Annotated in this window: 20 protein-coding genes; 12 read left to right on the forward strand and 8 right to left on the reverse strand. The window is 74.3% G+C overall.

Going from position 1 to position 23732, the window contains the following annotated elements; all coding sequences use genetic code 11:
* Window positions 1–155 precede the first annotated feature (155 nt).
* The 5 genes from ACFYML_RS26615 to ACFYML_RS26635 all read left to right on the forward strand — a co-directional run bounded on the left by ACFYML_RS26615 (window position 156) and on the right by ACFYML_RS26635 (window position 9579).
* The gene (locus ACFYML_RS26615) at window positions 156–3731 is read left to right on the forward strand and encodes an ATP-dependent helicase (RefSeq protein ID WP_387423243.1); all 3576 of its coding nucleotides are present in this window, start codon (window positions 156–158) and stop codon (window positions 3729–3731) included.
* A 16-nt stretch (window positions 3732–3747) separates the two neighbouring features.
* Window positions 3748–7254: an ATP-dependent helicase gene (locus tag ACFYML_RS26620; protein WP_387423244.1), complete on the forward strand. Its 3507-nt coding sequence runs from the start codon at window positions 3748–3750 to the stop codon at window positions 7252–7254.
* Between the two features lie 205 nt (window positions 7255–7459).
* Window positions 7460–7663: a cold-shock protein gene (locus ACFYML_RS26625; protein ID WP_007464836.1), complete on the forward strand. Its 204-nt coding sequence runs from the start codon at window positions 7460–7462 to the stop codon at window positions 7661–7663.
* A gap of 218 nt (window positions 7664–7881) precedes the next feature.
* A complete protein-coding gene (locus ACFYML_RS26630; protein WP_387423245.1) occupies window positions 7882–9189 on the forward strand; it encodes a DEAD/DEAH box helicase in 1308 nt (435 codons plus the stop codon).
* Window positions 9190–9387: 198 nt separating this feature from the next.
* A complete protein-coding gene (locus ACFYML_RS26635) occupies window positions 9388–9579 on the forward strand; it encodes a hypothetical protein (protein ID WP_387423246.1) in 192 nt (63 codons plus the stop codon).
* 25 nt (window positions 9580–9604) lie between these two features.
* Here the strand turns inward: ACFYML_RS26635 and ACFYML_RS26640 are convergent, their stop codons facing one another.
* From ACFYML_RS26640 to ACFYML_RS26655, 4 genes are read right to left on the reverse strand one after another with little or no spacing between them, the layout of a single operon-like run.
* Window positions 9605–10048, reverse strand: coding sequence for an RrF2 family transcriptional regulator (locus tag ACFYML_RS26640; RefSeq protein ID WP_387423247.1), 444 nt, complete (start codon window positions 10046–10048; stop codon window positions 9605–9607).
* A gap of 4 nt (window positions 10049–10052) precedes the next feature.
* A complete protein-coding gene (locus tag ACFYML_RS26645; protein WP_387423248.1) occupies window positions 10053–10937 on the reverse strand; it encodes an ABC transporter permease in 885 nt (294 codons plus the stop codon).
* On the reverse strand, window positions 10927–11706 hold the full coding sequence (locus ACFYML_RS26650) for an ABC transporter ATP-binding protein (protein WP_387278905.1): 780 nt from the start codon (window positions 11704–11706) through the stop codon (window positions 10927–10929). Before ACFYML_RS26650 ends, ACFYML_RS26645 begins: the two co-directional genes overlap by 11 nt.
* Complete coding sequence (locus ACFYML_RS26655) at window positions 11703–12767, reverse strand: ABC transporter substrate-binding protein (protein ID WP_387423249.1); 1065 nt, start codon at window positions 12765–12767, stop codon at window positions 11703–11705. The genes ACFYML_RS26650 and ACFYML_RS26655 overlap by 4 nt, the downstream gene beginning before the upstream one ends.
* A 229-nt stretch (window positions 12768–12996) precedes the next feature.
* On the opposite strand from ACFYML_RS26655, the gene ACFYML_RS26660 reads away from it, so the two are divergent.
* Genes ACFYML_RS26660 through nudC form a run of 3 tightly spaced genes read left to right on the forward strand, consistent with a single transcriptional unit; the run spans window position 12997 to window position 16626 of the window.
* Window positions 12997–14307: a M16 family metallopeptidase gene (locus ACFYML_RS26660; RefSeq protein WP_387423250.1), complete on the forward strand. Its 1311-nt coding sequence runs from the start codon at window positions 12997–12999 to the stop codon at window positions 14305–14307.
* Complete coding sequence (locus tag ACFYML_RS26665; protein ID WP_387423251.1) at window positions 14304–15641, forward strand: M16 family metallopeptidase; 1338 nt, start codon at window positions 14304–14306, stop codon at window positions 15639–15641. The genes ACFYML_RS26660 and ACFYML_RS26665 overlap by 4 nt, the downstream gene beginning before the upstream one ends.
* Window positions 15642–15681: 40 nt before the next feature.
* Complete coding sequence (nudC, locus tag ACFYML_RS26670) at window positions 15682–16626, forward strand: NAD(+) diphosphatase (protein WP_387423326.1); 945 nt, start codon at window positions 15682–15684, stop codon at window positions 16624–16626.
* Window positions 16627–16908: 282 nt separating this feature from the next.
* Here the strand turns inward: nudC and ACFYML_RS26675 are convergent, their stop codons facing one another.
* The 3 genes from ACFYML_RS26675 to ACFYML_RS26685 form a co-directional block, all read right to left on the reverse strand.
* A complete protein-coding gene (locus ACFYML_RS26675; protein WP_073834759.1) occupies window positions 16909–17184 on the reverse strand; it encodes a hypothetical protein in 276 nt (91 codons plus the stop codon).
* A gap of 247 nt (window positions 17185–17431) precedes the next feature.
* Window positions 17432–17671 carry a DUF397 domain-containing protein gene (locus ACFYML_RS26680; protein WP_387278895.1) on the reverse strand — a complete coding sequence of 80 codons (240 nt, stop codon included), beginning with the start codon at window positions 17669–17671 and terminating at the stop codon, window positions 17432–17434.
* A gap of 74 nt (window positions 17672–17745) precedes the next feature.
* A complete protein-coding gene (locus ACFYML_RS26685; RefSeq protein WP_387423252.1) occupies window positions 17746–18726 on the reverse strand; it encodes a helix-turn-helix domain-containing protein in 981 nt (326 codons plus the stop codon).
* Window positions 18727–18952: 226 nt separating this feature from the next.
* On the opposite strand from ACFYML_RS26685, the gene ACFYML_RS26690 reads away from it, so the two are divergent.
* Complete coding sequence (locus ACFYML_RS26690; RefSeq protein ID WP_387423254.1) at window positions 18953–20230, forward strand: MFS transporter; 1278 nt, start codon at window positions 18953–18955, stop codon at window positions 20228–20230.
* Window positions 20231–20312: 82 nt separating this feature from the next.
* Here the strand turns inward: ACFYML_RS26690 and ACFYML_RS26695 are convergent, their stop codons facing one another.
* Window positions 20313–20555: a mycoredoxin gene (locus ACFYML_RS26695; protein ID WP_357439833.1), complete on the reverse strand. Its 243-nt coding sequence runs from the start codon at window positions 20553–20555 to the stop codon at window positions 20313–20315.
* A gap of 89 nt (window positions 20556–20644) precedes the next feature.
* Here ACFYML_RS26695 and ACFYML_RS26700 point away from each other — a divergent pair, with 89 nt between their 5' ends.
* The 3 genes from ACFYML_RS26700 (at window position 20645) to ACFYML_RS26710 (ending at window position 23682) form a co-directional block, all read left to right on the forward strand.
* Window positions 20645–22798, forward strand: a complete 2154-nt coding sequence (locus ACFYML_RS26700) for an ATP-dependent DNA helicase UvrD2 (RefSeq protein WP_387423255.1) — start codon at window positions 20645–20647, stop codon at window positions 22796–22798.
* Between the two features lie 130 nt (window positions 22799–22928).
* Window positions 22929–23183, forward strand: coding sequence for a hypothetical protein (locus ACFYML_RS26705; protein ID WP_357439837.1), 255 nt, complete (start codon window positions 22929–22931; stop codon window positions 23181–23183).
* 133 nt (window positions 23184–23316) lie between these two features.
* The gene (locus ACFYML_RS26710; protein WP_089005380.1) at window positions 23317–23682 is read left to right on the forward strand and encodes a WhiB family transcriptional regulator; all 366 of its coding nucleotides are present in this window, start codon (window positions 23317–23319) and stop codon (window positions 23680–23682) included.
* The last annotated feature ends 50 nt before the right edge of the window (window positions 23683–23732 follow it).

Genomic DNA, 23732 nt, shown 5'->3' on the forward strand with positions numbered 1-23732 from the left:
CCCACCCCACCCCCACCGGACCGGGCCCACTCCGGGCCAGTTGATCATGAGGTTGACCGTGAAGTTGATCTCTGCGGGTGCCGCCAACCTCATGATCAAGCAGAAGGGGCGGGTGGGGGCGGTGGGGTGTCGTACCGGCGTGGTGGGATGAGGCGGTGCAGGCGTACCGGTTGGTGCGCCGGCCCGGCGGGGCGGCGACGGGGGTCGGCCGTGCCGGCGGGGCGGGGCAGGGGGTCGGTCGGCCCGGTGGTGGGGCGACCTTGGCGGAGCCGCGATCCGGGGGGTCGGCGGACGATGCCGCCTACCCGCCGCCGCGCCGGCCCGACCCGGCACAGGCCGAGGTGGTCGCGCACACCGACGGCCCGATGCTGGTGGTCGGCGGCCCGGGCACCGGCAAGACCGACACGCTCATCGAGGCGGTCGCCGCGCGGGTGGCGGAGGGCGTCGACCCCGAACGCATCCTGGTGCTCACCTTCAGCCGACGGGGCGCCACCGACCTGCGCCACCGGATCGAGGCGCGGATCGCCGGCGCGGGCCAGCCTCACCAGAGCGGGCGAGCGGCCAGCAGTCCGCCCGCGGCGAGCAGCACCGCGACCCGGCCCGCCCGGGTGGTCCGCGAGCCGCTGGTCCGCACCTTCCCGGCGTTCGGGTTCGGCCTGCTCCGCCGGGCCGCCGCCGAGCGGGGCGAGCCGTCGCCCCGGCTGCTCACCGGTCCCGAGCAGGATCTGATCATCCGCGAGCTGCTCGACGTGGTCGGCGAGGAGCCCGCGGACGACCCCGTCGGCTGGCCGGCGGACCTGCGCCCCGCGCTGCGGACCCGGGCGTTCGCGCAGCAGCTCCGCGACCTGCTGATGCGCGCCGCCGAGCGGGGCGTCGGCCCGGTCGAGCTGGCCCGCCTGGGGGAGAAGCTGGGCCGCGCCGACTGGCCGGCCGCCGCCCGCTTCCTCCGGGAGTACGTGGCCGTGCTCGCCCTGCGCGACGTGAGCAACCGGGGTTCGATCGCGTACGACCCGGCGGAGCTGGTCCGGGCCGCCACCGGGATGCTGCGCGACGACCCGGAGCTGCTGGCGGCCGAGCGCCGCCGGTTGGCCCACATCTACGTCGACGAGCTCGCCGACACCGACCCCGCCCAGCTCGAACTGCTCGCCGTCCTCGCCGGCGGGGGCAAGTCCCTGGTCGCCTTCGCCGACCCGGACTCCTCCACGTACGCCTTCCGGGGCGCCGACCCGGCCGGCGTGACCACCTTCCCGCACCGGTTCCGCACCGCCTCCGGGGCGCCGGCCGCGCAGGTCACGCTGACCACGTCCTACCGGGCCGGTCCGGAGCTGCTGGCCGCGACCGCCCGGCTGGCCCGCCGGCTGCGCGGCCCGGCCGGGCACCGGCGGCTGCGTCCGCTGCCCGACGCGCCGCCCGGCACGGTCGAGGTACGCACCTTCCGCTCGGCGACCAGCGAGTCCGCCTGGTTGGCCCACGCCCTGCGCGAGGCGCACCTGCTCGACCGGGTGCCCTGGTCCCGGATGGCGGTGCTGGTCCGCGCCACCGGCCGGCAGTTGCCGTCGCTGCAACGCGCCCTGCACACCGCCGGCGTGCCGACCGTGGTGCACGGCGAGGACCTGCCGCTGCACCTCCAGCCCGGGGTGGCCCCGCTGCTGCTCCTGCTCCGCTGCGCCCTTGAGCCGGACCGGCTGGACGAGGAGGCCGCGGTCGCGCTGTTGCACTCGCCGCTCGGTGGCGCCGACCCGCTCGCCGAGCGGCGGCTGCGCCAGGGGCTGCGCGCGCTCGCGCTGGCCGCCGGCGACCGCCGCCCGTCCGGCGAGCTGATCGTCGAGGCGCTGGGCGACCCGGCCGAGCTGGCCACCATCGAGCGGCGCTGGGCGGCGCCCGCCCAGACGGTGGCGCACCTGCTGGCGACCGCCCGGCAGGCCGCGGCCACGCCCGGGGCCACCGCGGAGGACGTGCTCTGGGCGGTGTGGCGGGAGAGCGGGCTGGCCGAGCGCTGGGCCGGCGCGATCACCCGGGGCCGGGCGGCCACCGGCGAGCACGAGACCGCGCAGCGCTGGCGGGCGGAGGCCGCCGACCGGGATCTCGACGCGGTGCTGGTGCTCTTCGACGCGGCGGCCCGGTTCACCGACCGGCTGCCCGGTGCGCGTACCGAGGTCTTCCTCGACCACGTGCTCGGGCAGGACCTGCCGGCCGACACCCTGGCCGCCAGCGCCGACCGGGGCGAGGCGGTCCGCCTGCTCACCGCGCACGCCGCCAAGGGCCTGGAATGGGACCTGGTCGCGATCGCCGGGGTGCAGGAGGGCGTCTGGCCGGACCTGCGGCTGCGGGGCAGCCTGCTCGGCTCGGAACGGCTGGTCGACGTGCTCGCCGGCCGGGCCGACGACACCGGGGTCCGGGCCAGCCTGGTCGGGCAGACCTCGGCACTGCTCGACGAGGAGCGGCGGCTCTTCCACGTCGCGGTCAGCCGGGCCCGGCGTCGACTGCTGGTCACCGCGGTCGCGTCCGCGGCGGTGGGCGGCGACGACCACGAGGAGCAGCCCAGCCGCTTCCTGCACGAGCTGGGTGCCACCGAGCCGCCGGCGATCGGTGGCGGCACGGCCCCCGACGGCCCCGACCCGGCGCCGAAGCCGGCCGGTCCCGGCACCGCACCACCCGACGACGGGCCGGTGCCGACCGTCGACGAGGACCCGCAGGAGGCGCCGCCGGCCGCCCTGCCGGTCACCCTGCCGCCGCGCGGGCTCACCCTGTCCGCGCTGGTGGCGGAGCTGCGTACCGCGGTCACCGACCCGGCGGCACCGCCCACCCGGCGGCACGCGGCGGCGGCCGAACTGGCCCGGCTGGCCGCCGCCGGGGTGCCCGGCGCCCACCCCGACGACTGGTGGGGGCTGCGCGGCCTCTCCGACGACCGGCCGCTGGTCGACGAGGGCGAGCCGGTCCGGGTCACCCCGTCGGCGATGGAGAGCGCGCTCCGGTGCAGCCTGCGCTGGCTGCTCGAACGGCACGGCGGCAGTGCCCCGGCCAGCGCCGCCCAGGGCGTCGGCAACCTGGTGCACGCCGCCGCGATGCTGGCCGAGGACGCCAGCGTCGACCGGACGACCCTGCTGGAATACGTGGCCGCCCGGTTCGACGCGATCGAGCTGGCCGCCCGCTGGATGGTCGGCCCGGAACGCGCCCGCGCCGAGGCCATGGTGGACAAACTGCTCCGCTGGCTGGCCGGCAACCCGCGCCGGCTGCTCGCCATCGAGCACGAGTTCGCGGTACGCCTCGACGACCCGCACCGGCCCGTCGAGCTGGCCGGCCGGGTGGACCGGCTGGAGGTCGACGCCGAGGGGCGGCTCGTGGTGATCGACCTGAAGACCGGCAAGTCGACCGCGGTCACCGAGCGGGAGGTGGCCGAGCACCCGCAGCTCGGGGCGTACCAGGCAGCGGTCGAGGCGGGGGGCTTCGCCGAGTTCGGCGCCGAGTCCGGGGGCGCCGCACTCGTGCAGCTCGGCACGTCGGCCAAGGACGCCAAGGAGCAGGCCCAGGCCGCGGCCGGGGAGGGACCGGCGGCCGGCTGGGCGACGGCGCTGGTCCGGCGTACCGCGGATACCATGGCCGCGGCCACCTTCGCCGCGGTCGCCAACTCGAAGTGCCGGGTCTGCCCGGTCCGGACGAGCTGCCCGGTGTCCGGTCAGGGGCGCCAGGTAGTGGAACCGCCGACCAACCCAGCGCCCCGGGAAGAGTGAGCGCGAGGACGATGCCGTGACCCAGCCCGCGCTCTTCGGCGCCGCCACCACCCCGGCGCCGCGGACCGCCGACTCCGGCCCGCGCTACACCCCGGTCGAGCTGGCGAAGTTGTTGCGGCTGCCGGCGCCCACCCGGGAGCAGGCGGCGATCATCGCCGCACCGGTCGAGCCGCTGCTCGTGGTCGCCGGTGCCGGCTCGGGCAAGACCGAGACGATGGCCGCCCGGGTGGTCTGGCTGGTCGCCAACCAGTACGTGCGACCGGAGCAGATCCTCGGCCTCACCTTCACCCGCAAGGCCGCCGGCGAGCTGGCGCACCGGGTGCGTACCCGGCTCGACCAGCTCATCCGCCGGCTCGGCCGGCGGGGCCGGGACCCGCACGACGACCCGCTCGCGGGCGAGCCGACCGTCTCCACCTACCACTCGTACGCCGGGCGGATCGTCACCGAGCACGGGCTGCGCGCCGGGTACGAGCCGACCACCCGGCTGCTCACCGAGGCGTCCCGCTGGCAGCTCGTCGACCTGCTGGTGCGCAACTACGACGGGGACATGTCCGAGGTGGACCGGATGCCCAGCACCATCACCGACGCGGTGCTGGCGCTGGCCGGGGAGCTGGACGAGCACCTGGTCGACCCGGACGAGCTGGCCGCCTGGACCGGCCGGTTCTACGCCGAGGTGCAGTCCCGCCCCGGCCGGGTCTACGCCGACGTGCGGAAGGCGTTGCAGTTCCAGCGGACCCGGTTGAAGCTGCTGCCGCTGGTCCGCGCGTACGCCCGGCGCAAGGACGACTTCGAGGCGATGGACTTCGCCGACCAGCTCGCCCGGGCCGCCCGGGTGGCCCGGGACCACCCCGGCGTCGGGGTGATCGAGCGGGACCGGTTCCGGGTGGTGCTGCTCGACGAGTACCAGGACACCAGCCACGCCCAGGTGGTGCTGCTCAACGCGCTCTTCGGCGGCGGCCACCCGGTCACCGCGGTCGGCGACCCCTGCCAGTCCATCTACGGCTGGCGCGGCGCCAGCGCCGGCACGCTGGACCGGTTCCCCACCGAGTTCGCCCGCACCGACGGCACCCCGGCCCAGGTGCTCAGCCTCACCACGAGCTGGCGCAACCGGCCGGAGATCCTCGGCGTGGCCAACGCACTGTCGGTGCCGCTGCGCGCGGCCGGCGCCCGGGTGCCCGAGCTGCACGCCGCGTTCAGCGTCCGCGAACCGATCCCGCACCGCAGCCCCCGCGGGCAGGCGGCCGGCACCGTGCACTGCGCGCTCCTCGAGACGTACGCCGACGAGGCCGAGTGGATCGCCGACAGTGTGCTCGCCGCCTGGTGCGGGGCGGCGGGGATGCCGGACGCGCTGCCCGAGCACATCCCGGTGCCCCGGCGGCCCACCACCGCCGTGCTGGTCCGGCTGCGCAGCCAGATCCCCGCCATCGAGTCGGCGCTGCGCGCCCGGGGCCTGCCGGTCGAGGTGGTCGGGCTCGGTGGCCTGCTGGACACCCCCGAGGTCCGGGACGTGGTCTGCACGCTGCGGGTGCTCGCCGACCCGACCGACGGGGCGGCGCTGCTGCGGCTGCTCACCGGCGCGCGCTGGCGGATCGGGCCGCGTGACCTGGTCGCCCTGCACCGGCGGGCGAAGGCCATCGCGAAGGCGCGCCGGGAGCTGGCCGGCGAGGACGGGCCGGAGATCACCGTGGACGCGCTGGACGAGGCCACGCTGGTCGAGGCGCTCGCCGACCTCGGGCCCGCGCAGGCGTACTCGGCGGAGGGGTACGCCCGGCTGCGGTCGTACGGGATGGAGTTGGCGCTGCTGCGCTACCGGCTGGACCAGTCCCTGCCGGAGCTGATCGCGGACATCGAGCGGACCATCGGCCTGGACGTGGAGGTGGCGGTCCGGGCCGGCCGGGACGGCACCGGCGACGCCGGACTGGCCCGCGGCCACCTGGACGCGCTCGGTGACGTGGCGGCCCGGTTCTCCGGCGAGACGCCCGGCGCCACCCTCGCCGGCTTCCTCGCCTACCTGGCCGCGGCCGAGGACGAGGAGCGCGGCCTCACCCCCGGCGAGGTCGAGGTGGTGGAAGGCGCGGTGCAGATCCTCACCGCGCACGCCGCCAAGGGTCTGGAGTGGGACGTGGTGGCGGTGGCCGGGCTGACCCGGGGGGTCTGGCCGGGGCCGGTCCGCAACTCCGACCACTGGCTGGGCGGGCTGGGCGTGCTGCCGTTCCCGCTGCGCGGCGACGCCGACGGGCTGCCCGAGCTGGGCCTGGCCGGGGCGGAGGACCAGCGCGGGGTGGCCCGGGCGCTGGAGGACTTCACCGACGCCTGGCGGGCGCACGACGAGCGGGAGGAGCGCCGGCTGGCGTACGTGGCGGTGACCCGGCCCCGGCGGCTGCTGCTCTGCTCCGGCTACTGGTGGGGGGAGGGCACGAAGAAGTTCCGCGGTCCGTCGGTGTTCCTGCGCGAGGTGCACGACGCCGGGCTGGCCGGCGCGGACGGGCACCTGGTCGACGAGTGGGCGCCCGAGCCGGCCGGCGACGCGGTGAACCCCACCACCGAGACGGTGCTCCGGGCCGAGTGGCCGGCCGACCCGCTCGGTGCCCGCCGCCCGGCGCTGGCCGAGGCCGCCGTGCTGGTCCGCCGCTACCTCGCCGATCCCGAGGCGGCCCGCCGTGAGGCCGCGCGGTCGCCGGGGCCCGCCCCGACCGCCGGGGTCGCCCCGGCCCGCCGCGAGGCCGCGGTGTCGCCGGGGCACGCCTCGGCTGCCGACGTGGCCGAGGAGCCGGCCCGGGGAGCCGGCGAGCCGTCCGCCGGGGACCCCGAGGTGGTCCGCTGGCGGCGGGAGGCCGACCTGCTCCTCGCCGAGCGGGCCGAGCTGGCCCGCCGCGCCGAGGCGGTCGAGGTGGAACTGCCCGGCCATCTGTCGGTGACCCAGCTGGTGGCGCTGCGGCGCGACCCGGAGGCCCTGGCCCGGGCGCTGCGCCGACCGATGCCCACCGAGCCGAACCCGTACGCCCGGCGCGGCACCGCGTTCCACGCCTGGCTGGAACAGCGCTTCGGCGCCGACCGGCTGCTCGACGTGGACGAGTTGCCCGGCGCGGCGGACGACGACGCCGCCCCCGACGAGGCGCTCACCGAGCTCCAGGAGCGTTTCCTGGCCAGCGAGTGGGCCGACCGGATGCCGGTGGAGGTGGAGGTGCCGTTCGCCACGGTGATCGCGGGGGTGGTGGTCCGGGGGCGGATGGACGCCGTCTTCGCCCGCCCCGGCGGCCGGTACGACGTGGTCGACTGGAAGACCGGCCGGCAGCCCGGCGGGCGGGAGGCCGACGCGGCCGCGGTGCAGCTGGCCGTCTACCGGCTGGCCTGGGCCGAGCTGGCCGGCGTACCGGTCGAGCGGGTGGGTGCCGCCTTCCACTACGTCCGGGACGGGGTCACCGTCCGCCCCGCCGACCTGCTCGACGCCGCCGGGCTGACCGCGCTGGTCGCCGGGGTGCCGGAAATTTCTCCGGACGTCCCGGCGTTGCCCAATCCGTGATAGGTTAGGCGCGTTGCAGTTTTGGTTTCCAGAGACTCTGTGTGCGCCTGGCGGATTGTGGCCCCAGGCGCTCTTTGTTGTGTCCGGAGTTCTCCGGGCGGGGCGACCAGAAGCGACAGGCGGTCCACGCATCAGACGCGTGGGGCGCTCCTTTTCGGCCCGCAACAGGTGCGGGTTCGAACGTTCCGTCAAGGAGACGAAACAAATGGCTATTGGCACCGTCAAGTGGTTCAACGCTGACAAGGGCTTCGGCTTCATCACCCCGGACGGCGGCGGCGCCGACGTCTTCGCCCACTTCTCGGCGATCCAGTCCTCCGGCTACCGGAGCCTGGACGAGAACCAGCGGGTCGAGTTCGAGGTGACCCAGGGCCAGAAGGGCCCGCAGGCGGAGAACATCCGCCCGCTCTGATCTTCGGATCGACCAGTAACACCCACCACGCCCTCCGGGTGTGGTGACCGACCGGTCCGCCGCGCCGCCCACCCGTATCGCGGGTGCGGCGCGCTGCGGCGGACCGGTCCGCACCCCTTCGGTTCGTGCTTGTGAGTCCCGGCGGACGAGTCCGCCCGGACAGCGCCGTTTCCCGGCGCCCTCCCTCGACACGTGCCGCGTCGAGGAAGGTCCTTCGCATGACCACCGTCATTCCGTCGTTCGCCCATACCGGGCTGGCTCCGGCGCTGCTCGCCGAGCTCTCCGCCCAGGGCATCACCGAGCCGTTCCCGATCCAGTCGGCGACCCTGCCGGACTCGCTCGCCGGCCGGGACGTGCTCGGCCGGGGCCGTACCGGCTCCGGCAAGACGCTCGCCTTCGGGCTTGCGCTGCTCTCCCGCACCGCCGGTCGCCGGGCCCGCCCGGGCCGTCCACTCGCCCTGGTGCTGGTGCCGACCCGTGAGCTCGCCCAGCAGGTCAACACGGCACTCGCCCCGTACGCCCGCGCCGTCGGGCTGCGCTGCGCCACCGTGGTCGGTGGCCTCTCCATGCAGCGTCAGGCGGACGCGCTGCGCGCCGGTGCCGAGGTGGTCGTGGCCACCCCGGGCCGGCTGCACGACCTGATCAACCGGGGTGACGCCCGGCTCGACCAGGTCGCCATCACCGTGCTCGACGAGGCCGACCAGATGGCCGACATGGGCTTCCTGCCGCAGGTCGTCAAGCTGCTGGAGCAGGTCGCACCGGACGGCCAGCGGATGCTCTTCTCCGCCACCCTGGACGGCGGTGTCGACAAGCTGGTCCGCCGCTTCCTGACCAACCCGGTGTCGCATTCGGTCGACCCTGGCACCGCCACGGTGACCGGGATGACGCACCACGTGCTGCACGTCGACGCCGTCGACAAGCCGGCCGCGCTGGCCCAGATCGCCGCCCGCGAGGGCCGCACCATCCTGTTCATGGGAACCAAGCACCGCGCCGACCGGCTCGCCCGCCAGTTGCTGGCCAAGGGGGTACGCGCCGCCGCGCTGCACGGCGGCAAGTCGCAGCCGCAGCGCACCCGGATCCTCGAGCAGTTCCGTACCGGTCAGGTGACCGCGCTGGTGGCGACCGATGTGGCGGCGCGCGGCATCCACGTCGACGGGCTCGACATGGTCGTCAACGTGGATCCCCCGACGGAGGCGAAGGACTACCTGCACCGGGGTGGGCGTACCGCTCGAGCGGGGGAGTCCGGCACGGTGGTCACCCTGGTCCTACCCGAGCAACGCCGGGACGTGGCCCGCTTGATGAGCGCGGCCGGCATCAGGCCGCAGTCGAGGCAGGTGCACCCCGGCGACGAGGCCCTCGCCCAGGTGACCGGTGCCCGCGAGCCGTCCGGCGTGCCGGTGACGATCACCGCTCCGCAGCCGGCTCCCACCTCGCGGCCCCATCGGGCGGGCGGGGCTGACGGCACCCGCTCCCCGCACCGCACCTCCAGCCGCTCGCGCCGCCCGCGTCGCCCCCGATCCGCCTGATCACTCAGCAGGGCACGGCGGAAAGTGGCCCCCGGGGCGGCCACGGTCCGGTCGAGATACCGGGGTGAGGGCCCGCCCCTGGGTCGGGGATCAGCGGTGGTTGCGTCCGATGGGCGACTGCGTGCAGCCGTCGTTCTCGCGATACTCGCCTCTCGGGGAATGAGGCTGGGCGAACCGGCCGAGCGCGGAGGGGGGACCATGGCGAGCGACGCCGGCTCGGCGGAGGTGCGCGAGCTGCTGCTGGTCCTCGCGGTCGCGGGGGCGGGGCTGCTGCTCGCCATGGCGGTGGCGTTCGGTCCCTGGCACCCGACGTCGGACGGATCCGCCCGGGCCGGGCTGGTCGAGTTGCACAGCCCGACCGGGTGGGACACCGATCCCGTCGCGAGCTGACCCCCGGAAGGGTCGACAGTCGAGGTCAGCGCGCGGCGGAGCGGTCGGCCAGCAGGTCGGCCAGGGTGGTGCGGTCCACCACCAGCGCGATCGCGCCGTCGACCGCCAGCCAGACGTCCCGCAGCCCGCTGGCCACCCCGTGGTAGCCGGTCCGGTCGGCGGGCATGCCCCGGACGCTGGTCAGCGCGCCGCCGACCGCGCGCAGGACGTCGCCCACGCTGATCTCGCCCGCGGCCCGGGTGAGGGCGTACCCGCCCTCGGTGCCGCGATGGCTGTGCAGCAGCCCGGCCCGACGCAGGTCGAGCAGGATGCCCTGGAGGAAGCTGAGTGGGATGTCCTGGCGCTCGGCCAGGCTCGCCGCCTTCACCAGTTCGCCGCCGCTGAGCCCGCCGTCGCCGGTGGACCCGGCGGCGTCGGCGACGGCGAGCATGGCCCGGAGCGCGTAGTCGGCGCGCGCGGAGACGTACACGGCGTCAGTTGCCGGCCTGGTCCAGCACGCCCCACCGGCGGCGGATCGCCTTGTCCGCCGCGCCGAAGGCGGCGTCCACCATCAGCCCCACCACCAGGATGACGATCATGATCGCCATCAGCCGGGGCGCCTCGTTGAGCTCCCGGGCGTAGGTGAGCTGCGCGCCGATCGACGTCCGGGTGGCGATGACCACCAGCAGTTCGCCGGCCATCAGGCTGCGCCAGGCGAACGCCCACCCCTGCTTGAGCCCGGCCACGATGGCGGGCAGCGCGGCCGGCGCGATCACGTACCGGTAGAGGTTGAGGCCGCGGGCGCCGAGGTTGCGGCCCGCCCGCACCAGCAGCGGCGGTACGTAGTCGACGCCGTGGATGACGCCGTTGGCGACCGACGGCGCCGCGCCGAGCACCACCACGAAGAAGATCGCCTGCTCGCTGAGCTGGAAGAGCAGGATGGCCAGCGGGAACCAGGCGATCGACGGCATGGTCTGCAGCGCCGTGATCATCGAGCCGAGCGCGGCCCGCAGCACCGCCACCCGGGCCACGGCCAGGCCGAGCACCAGCCCGACGGCGACCGCGGCGGCGAAGCCCACGGCGGCCCGGCGGCCGGTGGTGGCCAGGCCGTCCCAGAGCGCCGGGCTGACCAGGTAGTGGCCGAGGTCCTCGAACACCGTCGCCGGCCCGGGCAGCGCCCACGGGTCCTTCCACCCGGTCCAGACCACGACCTGCCAGACGGCGACGGCCAGGGCCAGGGCGGCCAGCTTCGGCCACAGCCCCGACCAGGCGCGGCGTACCCGGGACGGCCCGCGCTGGCGGCCGGCGGTCTCCAGGGCGTCCAGGCCGGAGATCTCCGCGTCGGTACGCGCGGATCCGGCGAGCGTGTCACTGGCCATGGCGGCCCACCTCCGTACGCAGCCGGTCGGTGACCTCGGCGGCGATGGTCGCGATCTCCGGAGAGTCGATCCGCCGGGGCCGGGGCACGTCGACCCGGGTGGACCAGATGATCCGGCCGGGCCGGCTGGAGAGCAGGATGATCCGGTCGGCGAGCCGGGCCGCCTCCCGGACGTTGTGCGTCACGAAGAGCACGCTCAGCCGGCGCTCGGACCAGATGCGTTCCAGCTCGTCGTGCAGGATGTCCCGGGTCATCGCGTCGAGCGCGCCGAACGGTTCGTCCATCAGCAGCACCGGGGTGTCCAGGGCGAGGGTGCGGGCCAGCGCGACGCGCTGCCGCATGCCGCCGGAGAGCTCGTGCGGGCGCTTGCGGCCGAACTCGGCCAGGTGGACCGTACGCAGCAGGTCGGCCACCTTCGCCCGGCGTTCGTCCCGGGGCAGCCCGCGCAGCTTGAGCGGCACCTCGACGTTGGCCTCGACGGTGAGCCACGGGAACAGGGCCGGCTCCTGGAACATCAGGCCCGGGTTGACCGCCTCGCCCAGCTCGATCTGGCCGCCGCTGGCCCGGTCCAGCCCGGCGACCAGGTTGAGCAGCGTGCTCTTGCCGCATCCGGACGCACCGACCAGGCAGACGAACTCGCCGGGTGCGACGTCCAGCGACACCCCGTCCAGCGCCAGGACGGCCTGCTCGCCCTGGCCGTACACCTTGGTCACCCCGCGCAGCGCGACCGCGCCGGTCGCGCTGCGCGGGGTCGTCGTGGTCGACGTCACGGCTGGGTGACCTCGGGCTTGCCCTGCGCCTTGAGCACCTCGTTGAGGAAGGACAGGTCGTAGAGGCCGTTGAGGTCCACCGGCTGGGTCAGCTCGACGGCGACCGCGTGGTCCAGGCCGGTCTTCAGCGAGGCGGCGATCGGGTCGTTGGTGAACTCCAGGGTGGGCCAGGCCTGCTTGATCAGCTTGACGTCCAGCGGCTTGCCGGTGATCTTGCCGATGTGGTCGGAGATGGCCTGCTGCGCCTCGTCCGGCTTGCCGTTGACGAACTCGTTCGCCGCGACCTGCCCCTCCACCAGCTTCTTCACCACGTCGGGGTGGGCCTTGAGGAACTTGGTGCTGACGATCAGGTTGGTGATGACGAACTTCCGGTCCGGCCAGAGGTCGCGCTCGTCCACCAGCACCTTGCCGCCGGCGTTGACCAGCCGGGAGACGTACGGCTCCGGCACCCAGGCACCGTCGATCGCGCCGCTGGCGAAGGTGTCCACCGTCTGCGCGTTCTCCTGGGGGACCACCTTGACGTCGCCGCCGCCCTCCTTGGTGGTCTTGAGGCCCTTCTCCCGCAGCAAGTAGCGCAACGCCACGTCCTGGGTGTTGCCGAGCTGCGGCGTGGCGATCTTCTTGCCGCGCAGCTGCTCGACCGAGGTGATGTCCGGCTTGACCACCAGCGCGACGCCGCCGGAGGCGGCGCCGGAGACGACCCGGACCGCCTCACCCTTGGACTTCGAGAAGGCGTTCACGGTCGGGTTCGGGCCGATGTACGTGGCGTCGAGCGCGCCGGAGAAGACCGCCTCGATGGCCGCCGGGCCGGCGTTGAAGGTCTTGGTCTCCAGCGTGACGTCGCCGCCGAGCTTCTCCTTGAAGATCCCCTTCTCCACCCCGACCACGGCGGGCGCGTGGGTGATGTTGGGGAAGTAGCCGAGGCGCAGGGTCACCGGACCGGACGTGCCGGCCGCGTCGTCGGTGCCGCCGCCGCAGGCCGCCGTGGTGCCCAGGGTGGCCGCGCCGACCACGGCGAGGGTGGCCAGGGAGACCAGCCGACGGAAGGGGAGCCGTCTCATCGTGTGTCCAATCCACAGTATTCCTACTTAGTTGGTAGGAAGAGTGGGGCAGGCTGGAGTCGACGTCAAGACCCATCCACGATCCGGGACGGGCGACCTGGGTATTCCCGGTAATTCCCACCTGTTCGGTGGAGTAAGCGGTGCCGGTCGGCCCACCACCGGAACGACCGTCCAGGGCGCCGGGCCACACCGGCGGTGCGGCCGGTGCCGACGCGTTAGGGTCGATCTCGTGCCGACGCGGAGAACGAAAATTCCAGCGACGAAGTACCCGGTCGAGCGGTTCAGCCTCGACAACAGCCTGCGGGTGGTGCTCACCCCCGACCGCAGCGCCCCGGTGATCGGGGTGGCGGTGGTCTACGACGTCGGCATCCGGTCCGAGCCGGAGGGCCGCACCGGCTTCGCCCACCTCTTCGAGCACCTGATGTTCCAGGGCTCGGAGAACCTGGAGAAGCTGGCCCACTTCCGGCACGTCCAGGGCGCCGGCGGCACCTTCAACGGCTCCACCCACCTGGACTACACCGACTACTTCGAGACGCTGCCCAGCAACGCCCTGGAACGGGCGCTCTTCCTGGAGGCCGACCGGATGCGCGGCCCACGGCTGACCGAGGAGAACCTGCGCAACCAGGTCGACGTGGTCAAGGAGGAGATCCGGGTCAACGTGCTCAACCGGCCGTACGGCGGGTTTCCCTGGCTGACCCTGCCGCCGGTGATGTTCGACACCTTCCCCAACGCGCACGACGGCTACGGCTCCTTCGACGACCTGGAGTCGGCCACCGTGGCGGACGCCGCCGACTTCTTCCGGCGCTACTACGCCAGCGGCAACGCGGTACTGGCGGTCAGCGGGGACATCGACGTGGCCGAGGCGACGGAGCTGATCGAGCGGCACTTCGGGGACGTGCCCGCCCGCCCCGCCCCGGCGCGGCCCGACTTCGCCGAGCCCGACCTGACCGCCGAACGGCGCCGGTCCTACACCGACAAGCTGGCCCCGCTGCCGGCGGTGGCCGGGGCCTGGCGGGTGCCCGACCCGGTGACCGACTTCGCGGGCTACCTGCCGTACGTGGTGCTGGCCGAGGTACTCACCGACGGCGACGCGTCCCGGCTGGTCGAACGGCTGGTCCAGCGAGACCGCACGGTCACCAGCCTCGGCGGCTACCTCGGTTTCATGGGCGACCCGTTCGACGTGCGCGACCCCACGGCGCTGCTGCTCCAGGCACACCTGCCGCCCGGGGGCGACGTGGACAAGGTGCTGCGCACCATCGACGAGGAATTGGACCGGCTCGCCACCGACGGGCTGACCGAGGGAGAGCTGGCGCGTACCCAGGCCCGGATGGCCACCCACCTGCTGCGGGACACCGACGCGGTGCTCGGCCGGGCGCTGCGGATGGCCGTCCTCGAACAGCAACGCGGCGAGCCGGGCCTGCTCAACGAGCTGCCCCGGCTGGTCGGCGAGGTGACCGAGGAACAGGTCCTCGCCGCCGCCGCCACCCTGCGGCCGCAGCGCCGCGCGTCCATCGAGGTCATCGCCGGAGGTGCCCGATGACGGCAATCGTGGAGACCGGGACCCGGCCGCTGCCGCCGCTCGGCCCGAACCGCCGGCTCAAGCTGCCGAAGCAGGCCGAGCGCACGCTCGCCAACGGGCTCACCGTGATCGCCGTACGCCGGCCCGCGGTCCCGCTGGTCGAGCTGCGGCTCTGGATGCCGGCCGGGCGTACCCACCTGGCCCGGGGCGCGATGCTGGCCCAGACCATCCTCGCCGGCACGGCGACCCTCACCGCGACGCAGATCGCCGCCGAGCTGCAGAAGGTCGGCGGCGGGCTGTCCGCCGGGATCGACCCGGACCGGCTGATGCTCTCCGGGGCGAGCCTGGTCACCGGTTTGGACCGGATGCTGGAGATCCTCGCCGACGTGCTGACCGGGGCCACCTACCCGGGTGACTGGGTGGAGACCGAGCGGGACCGGCTGGTCGACCGGATCCAGGTCGCCCAGAGCCAACCCGCCCACCTGGCCCGGACCGCGCTGCTCAAGCGGGTCTACGGCAAGCACCCGTATGCGGTCCAGACCCCGGAGCCCGACCAGGTGCGCGCGGTCCGCCCGCCCGCCCTGCGGCGGTTGCACGCCGACCGGGTGCACCCGGCCGGTGCGGTGCTGGTGCTGGTCGGCGACGTGCAGCCGGAGCGGGCCGTGGACGTCGCCGAGCAGGCGCTGTCCGGGTGGAACGGCGCCGGGGGTGCCGAGGACTTGCCGCCGGCCCCGCCGCTGGAGCCCGGCCCGCTGCTGCTGGTCGACCGCCCCGGCTCGGTCCAGTCGTCGCTCCGGATCGCCCTGCCGGCGGTGCCCCGCACCCACCCGGACCACGCCGCGCTGCAGCTGGCCAACCTGGTCTTCGGCGGCTACTTCTCCTCCCGTTGGGTGGAGAACATCCGGGAGGACAAGGGCTACACGTACGGGCCGCACTCGCTGGTCGAGCACTCGGTGGCCGGGTCGGTGCTGATCGCCGCCGCCGAGGTGGCCACCGAGGTGACGGCCCCCGCCCTGCTGGAGACCGGGTACGAGCTGGGCCGGCTGGCATCGCTGCCGCCGAAGCCCGAGGAGCTGGAGCAGGCCCGCCAGTACGCGCTCGGCACGCTTCAGCTCGGCATGTCCACCCAGGCCGGGCTGGCGTCGCTGACCAGCGCGTACGCCGGCAACGGGCTGCGCCTGGACTTCCTCGCCGAGCATGCCGCCCGGCTCGCCAAGGCGACCGTGGACGACGTGGCGGAGGTGGCGGCGCGCTACCTCGCCCCGGCGAAGGCGGTCACCGTGGTGCTCGGTGACGCGGAGCGGATCGCGGATTCGCTGGCCACGCTCGGGCCGGTGCGGACGGAGTCGGCGTGAGGGAGCGAACCAGTTGGCTCAGCACCGGGGCGTGTCGCGCGTGACCGGCGAGGCCGGCCCGCCGCTGGCCCGGTCCACGCTGGACCGGGCCGCGCACCGGCGTACCGACCCGGACTGGCTCGCCGAGGCGTGGGAGCAGGCCCGGGTGCTGGTGCTGGACTCGGCCGACGACGGGCGGGCCCTGGTCCGCGACGCGTCGGCCGCGCCGGAGTTGGTGCTGGTCGGTCCCGCCGAGCTGCCCGACGTGCCCCGGTCGGTGCCGATGTTCCTCGGCGTCGAGCCCGACGGCGTACCGGTCTTCGCGGTGGACGCGCCGCTGCCGGAGCTGCCGGGCACCCGGCGGGCCAACCTGCGCGAGGTGGGGCACCTCCTGGCCGACCGGGACGCGGGCCTCTTCACCACCGCCCTCGCCCTGCTGAACTGGCACGTCCGGCACGGCTACTCGTCGGTCACCGGGCAGCCGACGCAGGTCGACGAGGCCGGCTGGTCCCGGGTGGACCCGGGTGGCGACCGGGTCTGGCCGCGTACCGACCCGGCCATGATCGTGCTGGTCCACGACGGGGTGGCCGGCCCGGAGGGGCGATGCCTGCTCGGTAACAACGCCGCCTGGGCACGCACCCCCGGCGAGCGCCGCTTCTCCTGCCTGGCCGGCTACGTCGAGCCCGGGGAGTCGGCCGAGGCCGCCGTGCTCCGCGAGGTCCGCGAGGAGGTCGGCGTCGGGGTCGACGAGATCGCGTACGCGGGCAGCCAGTCCTGGCCGTTCCCGGGCTCGCTGATGCTCGGTTTCCTGGCCCGGGCCGATGCCGACGAGCCGGTCCGGGTGGACCCGGCCGAGATCGCCTACGCCCGCTGGTTCACCCGGCGGGAGATCGGCGCCGCGCTGGCCGGGGAGGCGGTCGACGTCGACGGTCACCGGCTGGCCCTCCCGCCACCCTCCTCCATCGCCCTGTTCCTGATCCACCGCTGGCTCGACGGCCCCTGCTGAGTGCTGGGGCCGCCGCGACCTGACCGACGCGGCGGATGGGCCATCGCCACCTCGCCACCTCGCCGACACGGCGGATGGGTCATCGGCACCTCGCCGACGTGGCGGGGTTGCGGCCAGCGGGATACCGCCACTTCGCCGACGTGGCGTTGATCAGCGGCAGACGCGGTCCCGGCCCGTGACCGTCGTTGCCGCGGCGGTCACGGGCCGGGAACACGGGCCGTCGTGGCCGGGTGAGGCAGGGAACGCGGCGGGGGAGCCGGTCCGACCACGACGGACGTCAGGTCAGGTGCTCGTGGTGTCCCATCGGTACGGGTGTGCCGGGGCCGGGTCCTCGATCGGGAGCACCTTCACCCGGTGCCGGCCGGCGCGTACCGCTCCGACGGACGCCAGCGCCCGGGCCAGCAGCAGGGCGGCGTCCCGGTCCTCGGCGTGGACGACCTGGCGGCGCGGCTCCGGCGCGGTGGTCTCGTCCCGCAGCCGGCCACCGCCGGCCCAGGCGGCCGCGATGTCGATGTCGGCGGCGGCTCGGATCTCGGTGCGGACGATCAGAAACCGCATGGGTGTCCCCCGGATACGGATGGACGGATACGCAATGGAACTTCCACGTCACTCATTCGACATGTTACGCCTGGCGGTCGTCCCAGCAAGTGAAACCCGACTGTCGTTCGCGCACGCCGACCGATCGGCTGACCCCAGGTCAGCACGGTTGTCGGGAGGACGGTGACGTCGGCCCGGGGTGACGTGGCCGGGTGGACAGGCGGCGGGGCCGCCGGCGCGACGCCGGCGGCCCCTGGTGTTCGGTGGATCAGTTCAACGAGAACTGCCCGTTCTTCGCGCCGGCGATGAAGCCCAGCCAGCCGGCCCGGTTGAACAGCAGCACGGGCCCGCTCCGGTCCTTGCTGTCCCGCAGCGCCACCGCCGCCGGCCCGGTACGCAGCGGCGCGACCTCCACGCAGTTCGAGGTCTGGCTCCGGGTGCTCTTGCGCCAGGCGGCGCCGACGAGATTCGGCGCGAGGTCGGACGAGTTGTTGCGGATCTCGTTCATGGTTCTGCTCCTGGTCTGGAGTGCTCCGATGGGGACGAGTGGCGCCGCAGGTCGGACGGCGAGGTCCCCGTGGATCACCGGTCCGTCGCCAGGCGCCCCGGGTCGCGGCGGCGCTGGGCCGGCGCCGTTGCCGGCCCGAACGCCACTGTGGACTCGGCCGCCGTATCGGTCAGCCGTCCCGTCGCCTCGATGAGCCAGGAGAGGGTGTCCGATGCGGAGAGCGCCGCCGAGCATAGCCACTCGAACACCACTTTATAGCGATTTAGGGTGTTTACCTCGGTCGACATGACGTCGGTGAACCCACCTTCGATGGCCAGCGTCTCCGGATCGAGCGGATCGGCGAACCGGTAGACCGAGAAGGCGGTCGGTGGGAGGTACCAGTCGCCGACCCGGGTGTCGCGCAGCAGCAGACGCAGCGTCACGTTCGGCAGCATGGCCAGCTCGCAGAGGTGGACGATCTGCTCGTGCAGCACCTCGGGTGGGCCGGCCCGGCGACCGAGGGCGGCCTCCTCCAGCACGGCGGTGTAGCGGGGCGCGTCGGGGGAGCGGGTCAGCAGCGACTGGCGGGCCTGCCGGGCGCGTACCTCGGTGTCCGGGTCCTCGGTGTCCGGGTCGCCGGCCTCCGCCGCCACCTGGGTCGCCGAGAGGATCCGGTGCCGGGCGTACCCGGGGGTCTGCAGCAGCCCGGGCACCAGCACCGGGTTGTACTCGGAGATCTCCGCGCAGCCCGCCTCCAGCTCGGCGAAGCCGCGCTGCTGCTGGGTCATCACCGGGAAGTTCCGCAGCCAGCCGCGCATGTCGCCGGCCTCGTGGGTGATCCCCAGCAGTTCCTCGCGCAGCTCGTTGTCGGCGCCGTAGAGGGCCAGCAGGATGTCGACGTCGTCCGGGTCGGGGCGGCTGCGCCCGTTCTCCAGGCGGGACAGCTTGGACGCGGAGGCCCAGCCGATCCGCTCGATGACCTGGTCGCCGGTGAGGCCGGCCTGCTCACGCAGCCGGCGCAATTCGGTGCCGAGCCTGCGACGGCGCAGGATCGGGCCTGGTGCGGCAGGAGGCACGGTGCCCTCTTTCCGTCGACCGTCGCGAGGCGCGACGGTAACTGTATGGAATTCGCCCCCCACGGTCAGTATGGACGCCGCGGCCGGTGCCGGAGGTTCCGGCGAGGGCGTGTCTCGAGACAAAAAGAGGACCGTGGAGGTGGTCCGACCGGCCCGGACGAGGACGTCCAAGGCCCGGCACCCGCCCCCGTCGCGCCTTCGGGCGCACCCCCGCCGGAGGAACCTGATGCGCACCGTCCTGGGCCGCCCCGACTTCCGCCTGCTCTTCGTCGCCGTGCTGGCCAGCATGGCGGCCGAGTCGATCCTGCTGCTGGCCCTCGCCGTCTGGGTGAAGGACCTGACCGGCTCGGACGGCATGGCCGGCGCGACCATCTTCGCGATCATCGCCCCGATGACGCTGGCGCCACTGGTCGGCTGGTTCGTCGACCGGTACCGTCGCCGGCCCTTCTTCGTGGCCGCCAACCTGGGCGCGGCGGTGCTGCTCACCCCGCTCTTCGCGGTCCGGGGCCGGGCCGACGTGTGGGTCATCTACGTGGTGGCGGCGCTCTACGGCCTGTCGTACATCACGTTGACCGCGGTGCTGAGCGGGCTGATCCGGCACCTCGTGCCGAGCGAACTGCTGGCCGACGCGAACGCGGTGCTGCAGACCGTCCGGCAGGGCCTCCGGCTGGTCGGCCCGCTGGCCGGGGCCGGGCTGTACGCCGCGGTCGGCGGCTGGCTGCTGGCCGCGCTCGCCATGGCCGGCTTCCTGACCGCCGCGGCCGTCGTCGGCCTGCTCCGGGTCACCGAGCCCCCGCCCTCCGGGGCCGACCTGCGTTGGCCGGCCGAACTGGGCGCCGGGCTGCGACACCTGGCCGGCGAGCCGGCGCTGCGCCGGGCCCTGCTCGGCTACGGGCTGGGTTCGCTGGTGATGGGCTTCACCGAGTCACTGATCTTCGCGTACGTGGACCAGGGGCTGCGCCGGGAGGTCGCCTTCGTCGGCGTGCTGGTCACCGTGCAGGGGGTCGGCGGGCTGGTCGGCGCGCTCCTCTCGGCGGCCGTGGTACGCCGGACCGGCGAGGTGGGGGCGCTCGCCGCCGGGGTGACCCTCTTCGGGCCGGCCGCGCTGGCGCTGGCGTACCCCCGGCTCTGGCTGGGCGTGGTGGCGCTGCTGCTGGCCGGGTTGTCGTTGCCGCTGACCATGGTCGGGCTCAACACGCTGGTCCAGCGGCGGACCCCGCCGGCCCTGCTCGGCCGGGTCGCCGCCGCCTCGGAGGCACTGGTCAGCGGCCCGCAGGCGGTCTCCATCGGGGCCGGTGCGCTGCTCGTCGGCGTCCTCGACTACCGCCTGCTCTTCGCCCTGGTCGGGATGATCACCATGGCCGCCGGCGCCTACCTCTGGCACGCCCGCCACCTCAGCCCACCCCCGCCGTCAGCGCCCGCCCGCATCCCTGCCCCGCGCCGCCCGCCGCCGTCCGTCGATCATGAGGTTGCCGTGGCGACACGCCGATCCCGAGGCCGCTAATCTCATGATCATCGACCGCCGGCGCGAACGCGGAAGAGCGGCCGGCCCGGGTGGGGCGGCCGCTGTTTCCGGGGCGGGTGGGTCAGGCGGAGATGGTGGCGAGGTGCTGCTTGACCTGGGTGATGGAGGGGTTGGTGAGCGCGCTGCCGTCGGCGAAGCGCAGGGTCGGGACGGTCTGGTTGCCGCCGTTGACGCCCATCACGAACTCGGCGGCCTTCGCGTCCTGCTCGATGTCGACCACCTCGTACGCGATGCCCTCCCGGTCGAGCTGCGACTTCAGCCGGTGGCAGTAGCCGCACCACGGGGTGGAATACATCGTCAACATGGTCAACTCCTCCAAGGGGTGGCGCGCCCGGCCCAGTCAGGCCAGGCTAATCGCTGCAACATCGCCGGGGGCTGAGATGATTCCTGGCTGTGGCGGTTCACTCAACGGCGGAACGGGTGCTGGCCGGGCTGGATCCGGAGCAGCGGGCCGCGGTGACCGCCCCGGCCGGCCCGGTCTGCATCCTGGCCGGCGCCGGCACCGGCAAGACCCGCGCGGTGACCTCCCGGATCGCGCACCGCGCGCTCACCGGTGACATCGCCGCCCGGCACGTGCTGGCGGTCACCTTCACCGCCCGCGCCGCCGCCGAGCTGCGCAGCCGTCTCGCCGTCCTCGGGGTGCCGGGCGTCCAGGCACGCACCTTCCACGCGGCGGCCCTGCGCCAGGTCCGCTACTTCGCCCCCCGGCTGCTCGAGGGGCGCGCCATGCCGGAGTTGATGGAGAGCAAGGTCCGGGTGGTCACCCTGGCCGCCGCCAAGGTCGGCCTGCGCGCCGACCGGACCGCCGCCCGTGACCTCGCCGGCGAGATCGAGTGGGCCAAGTCGTCCCTGGTCGAGCCGGGCGAGTACGTGGTGGCCGCGGCCAAGGCGCTGCGCGAGACCCCGTACGAGCCGGCGAAGGTGGCCGAGGTCTTCGCCGCGTACGAGCGGCTCAAGCGCGGCAACGGGGTGATCGACTTCGAGGATCTGCTGCGCGCCGCCGTCTGGGGGATCGAGGAGCACGCCGACGTCGCCGAGCAGGTCCGCGGCCAGTACCGGCACTTCGTCGTCGACGAGTACCAGGACGTGAACCCGCTCCAGCAGCGGCTGCTGCAGGCGTGGCTCGGCGGCCGGGACGACCTCACCGTGGTCGGCGACGCCAGCCAGACCATCTACTCGTTCACCGGGGCGACCTCGTCGTACCTGGTCGACTTCCCGCGCCTGCACCGGACCGCCACGGTGGTCCGGCTGGTCCGCGACTACCGCTCCACCCCGCAGGTGGTCGGGCTGGCCAACGCGGTGATCTCGCAGGCCCGGGGTACCGAGGCCCGGCTGCGGCTGGAACTGCACGGCCAGCGCCCGCCGGGCCCCGAACCCGACTTGCGGATCTTCACCGACGAGCCGGCCGAGGCCAACGCGGTCGCCGCCCGCTGCCGGGCGCTGATCGCCGGCGGCACCCCGGCCCGGGAGATCGCGGTGCTGTTCCGCACCAACGCGCAGTCCGAGGCGTACGAGAAGGCACTCACCGAGGCGCAGGTGCCGTACGTGGTGCAGGGGGCCGAGCGGTTCTTCGAGCGGCCCGAGGTCCGGCAGGCGATGGTGGCGCTGCGCGCCGCCACCCGGTCGATCCCTGGGGAGACCCCGCTGCCGGCCGCCGTGGTGGAAGGGCTCGCCGCGGTGGGCTGGGCGCCCGACGCGCCCCCGGCCGGCGGTGCCGCGCGTGAGCGGTGGGAGGCGCTCGCCGCCCTGGTCCAGCTCGCCGAGGAGTACGCGGCGACCCCCGAGGTGGTGCCGATCGGCGAGGCCGCCGCCGTCGAGCGCCCGGTGACCTTGGCCGACTTCACCGAGGAACTGGCCCGACGGGCGGCCCAGCAGCACGTACCCACCGTGGAGGGGGTGACGCTCGCCTCCCTGCACTCCGCCAAGGGGCTGGAGTGGGACGCCGTCTTCCTGGTCGGCCTCGCCGAGGGCACCCTCCCCATCACGTACGCGAAGACCCCGGAGCAGGTCGAGGAGGAGCGGCGGCTGCTCTACGTCGGGATCACCCGGGCCCGGGAGTGGCTCTGGTTGTCGTACGCCGCGGCCCGCTCGCCGGGCGGTCGGGCCCGGCGGCCCTGCCGGTTCCTGCCGCAGCTCGACCGCTCGGGGGGTACCGAGCGGGCCGGCGCCGGCGCGGCCCGGCGCACCGAGCGGCGGCGCGCCCAGGTGGTCTCCTGCCGGATTTGCGGCGCCACCCTGCTCGCCGGGGCGGACCGCAAGCTGGGCCGCTGCCCCACCTGCCCGTCGGACCTGGACCAGGAGCTGTACGAGCGGCTGCGCGAGTGGCGGCAGCGGGTGGCCGAGGCGCAGAAGGTGCCGGCGTACGTCGTCTTCACCGACGCCACGCTCACCGCGCTGGCCGAGCGGAGGCCGGGACGCAGCGAGGAACTGATCGCGATCGCCGGGATCGGCCCCCGCAAACTGGGACTTTACGGAGATACGGTGCTGGCCCTGGTGGGGGGCGCGGCGGTGGACGATGTCTGCCCGCAGAAAAGTTTCGAAATCTAGCCGTAAATCGTTTGCCCTCGCCCCGAGGCGAGGAATAGCCTCAGGACACACCTCGCGAGCGGCGCCATTCCGGCTGCTCACGGGGGACGAGTCCATGGTTGGCACGAGGAAAGTCAGGGAGGTGGCATCAATGGAGACCTACATCTACGAGCGTCCGCTGGCGATGCCAGTTGCCTGCGCTCCGCTGTCGGCTGTCCGGGTGGCCCTTGCCGCTCGACCGTCGGTCCCGCAGGTGCACCAGGTCCAGGTTCAGGCCGAGCTGAACCTGACCGTTGCGCCGCTGGCGGGGATCGAGGGGACCAGTGGCTTCACGGGCATGGGCATCGATGGCGCCAAGAAGCGCACGGATGTCCGCGGTGTTCCACCTCGAGGTAGACCGGTCTGATCCATCAGACCACCGGCTCACCTCGAGGCCGCGGAACCCGCACAAGGGATCCGCGGCCTCAGTGTTTTTGCACCGCCGAAGTACGTCGGAAATGCGATCCACGAGATCGAAGTGAGAGAGAGGTGACCGGAGGATGAGTCTGGCGTTGGCCCCGCTCGACGTGAGCGTCGAGGTGGAGGCGAACCTGCCCTGCCGGAAGTTCGACCCCGACCTGTGGTTCTCCGACTCGCCCACCGAGCTCGAGCTGGCCAAGTCGCTCTGCGGGGACTGCCCGCTGCGCGTCGAGTGCCTGGCCGGTGCGGTGGAGCGGGCCGAGCCCTGGGGCGTCTGGGGCGGCGAGATCTTCGAGCGTGGCGCGGTCGTCCCGCGTAAGCGGCCCCGTGGCCGTCCGCGCAAGGAGGACCTCGCCCGCGACGCGCAGCTCCGGGTCGAGGCCGAGGCGCGACTGGCGGCCAGTGGGCTGTCCGAGTCGCGTAACGCGGTCCGGCTGGCGGCCTGACACACCCCGTTCCACACGTCCCGCCGGTGAGCCCACCGGCCGCGAGAAAG

It is taken from the genome of Micromonospora sp. NPDC007230 (genome assembly GCF_042869115.1).
GTDB lineage: Bacteria > Actinomycetota > Actinomycetes > Mycobacteriales > Micromonosporaceae > Micromonospora.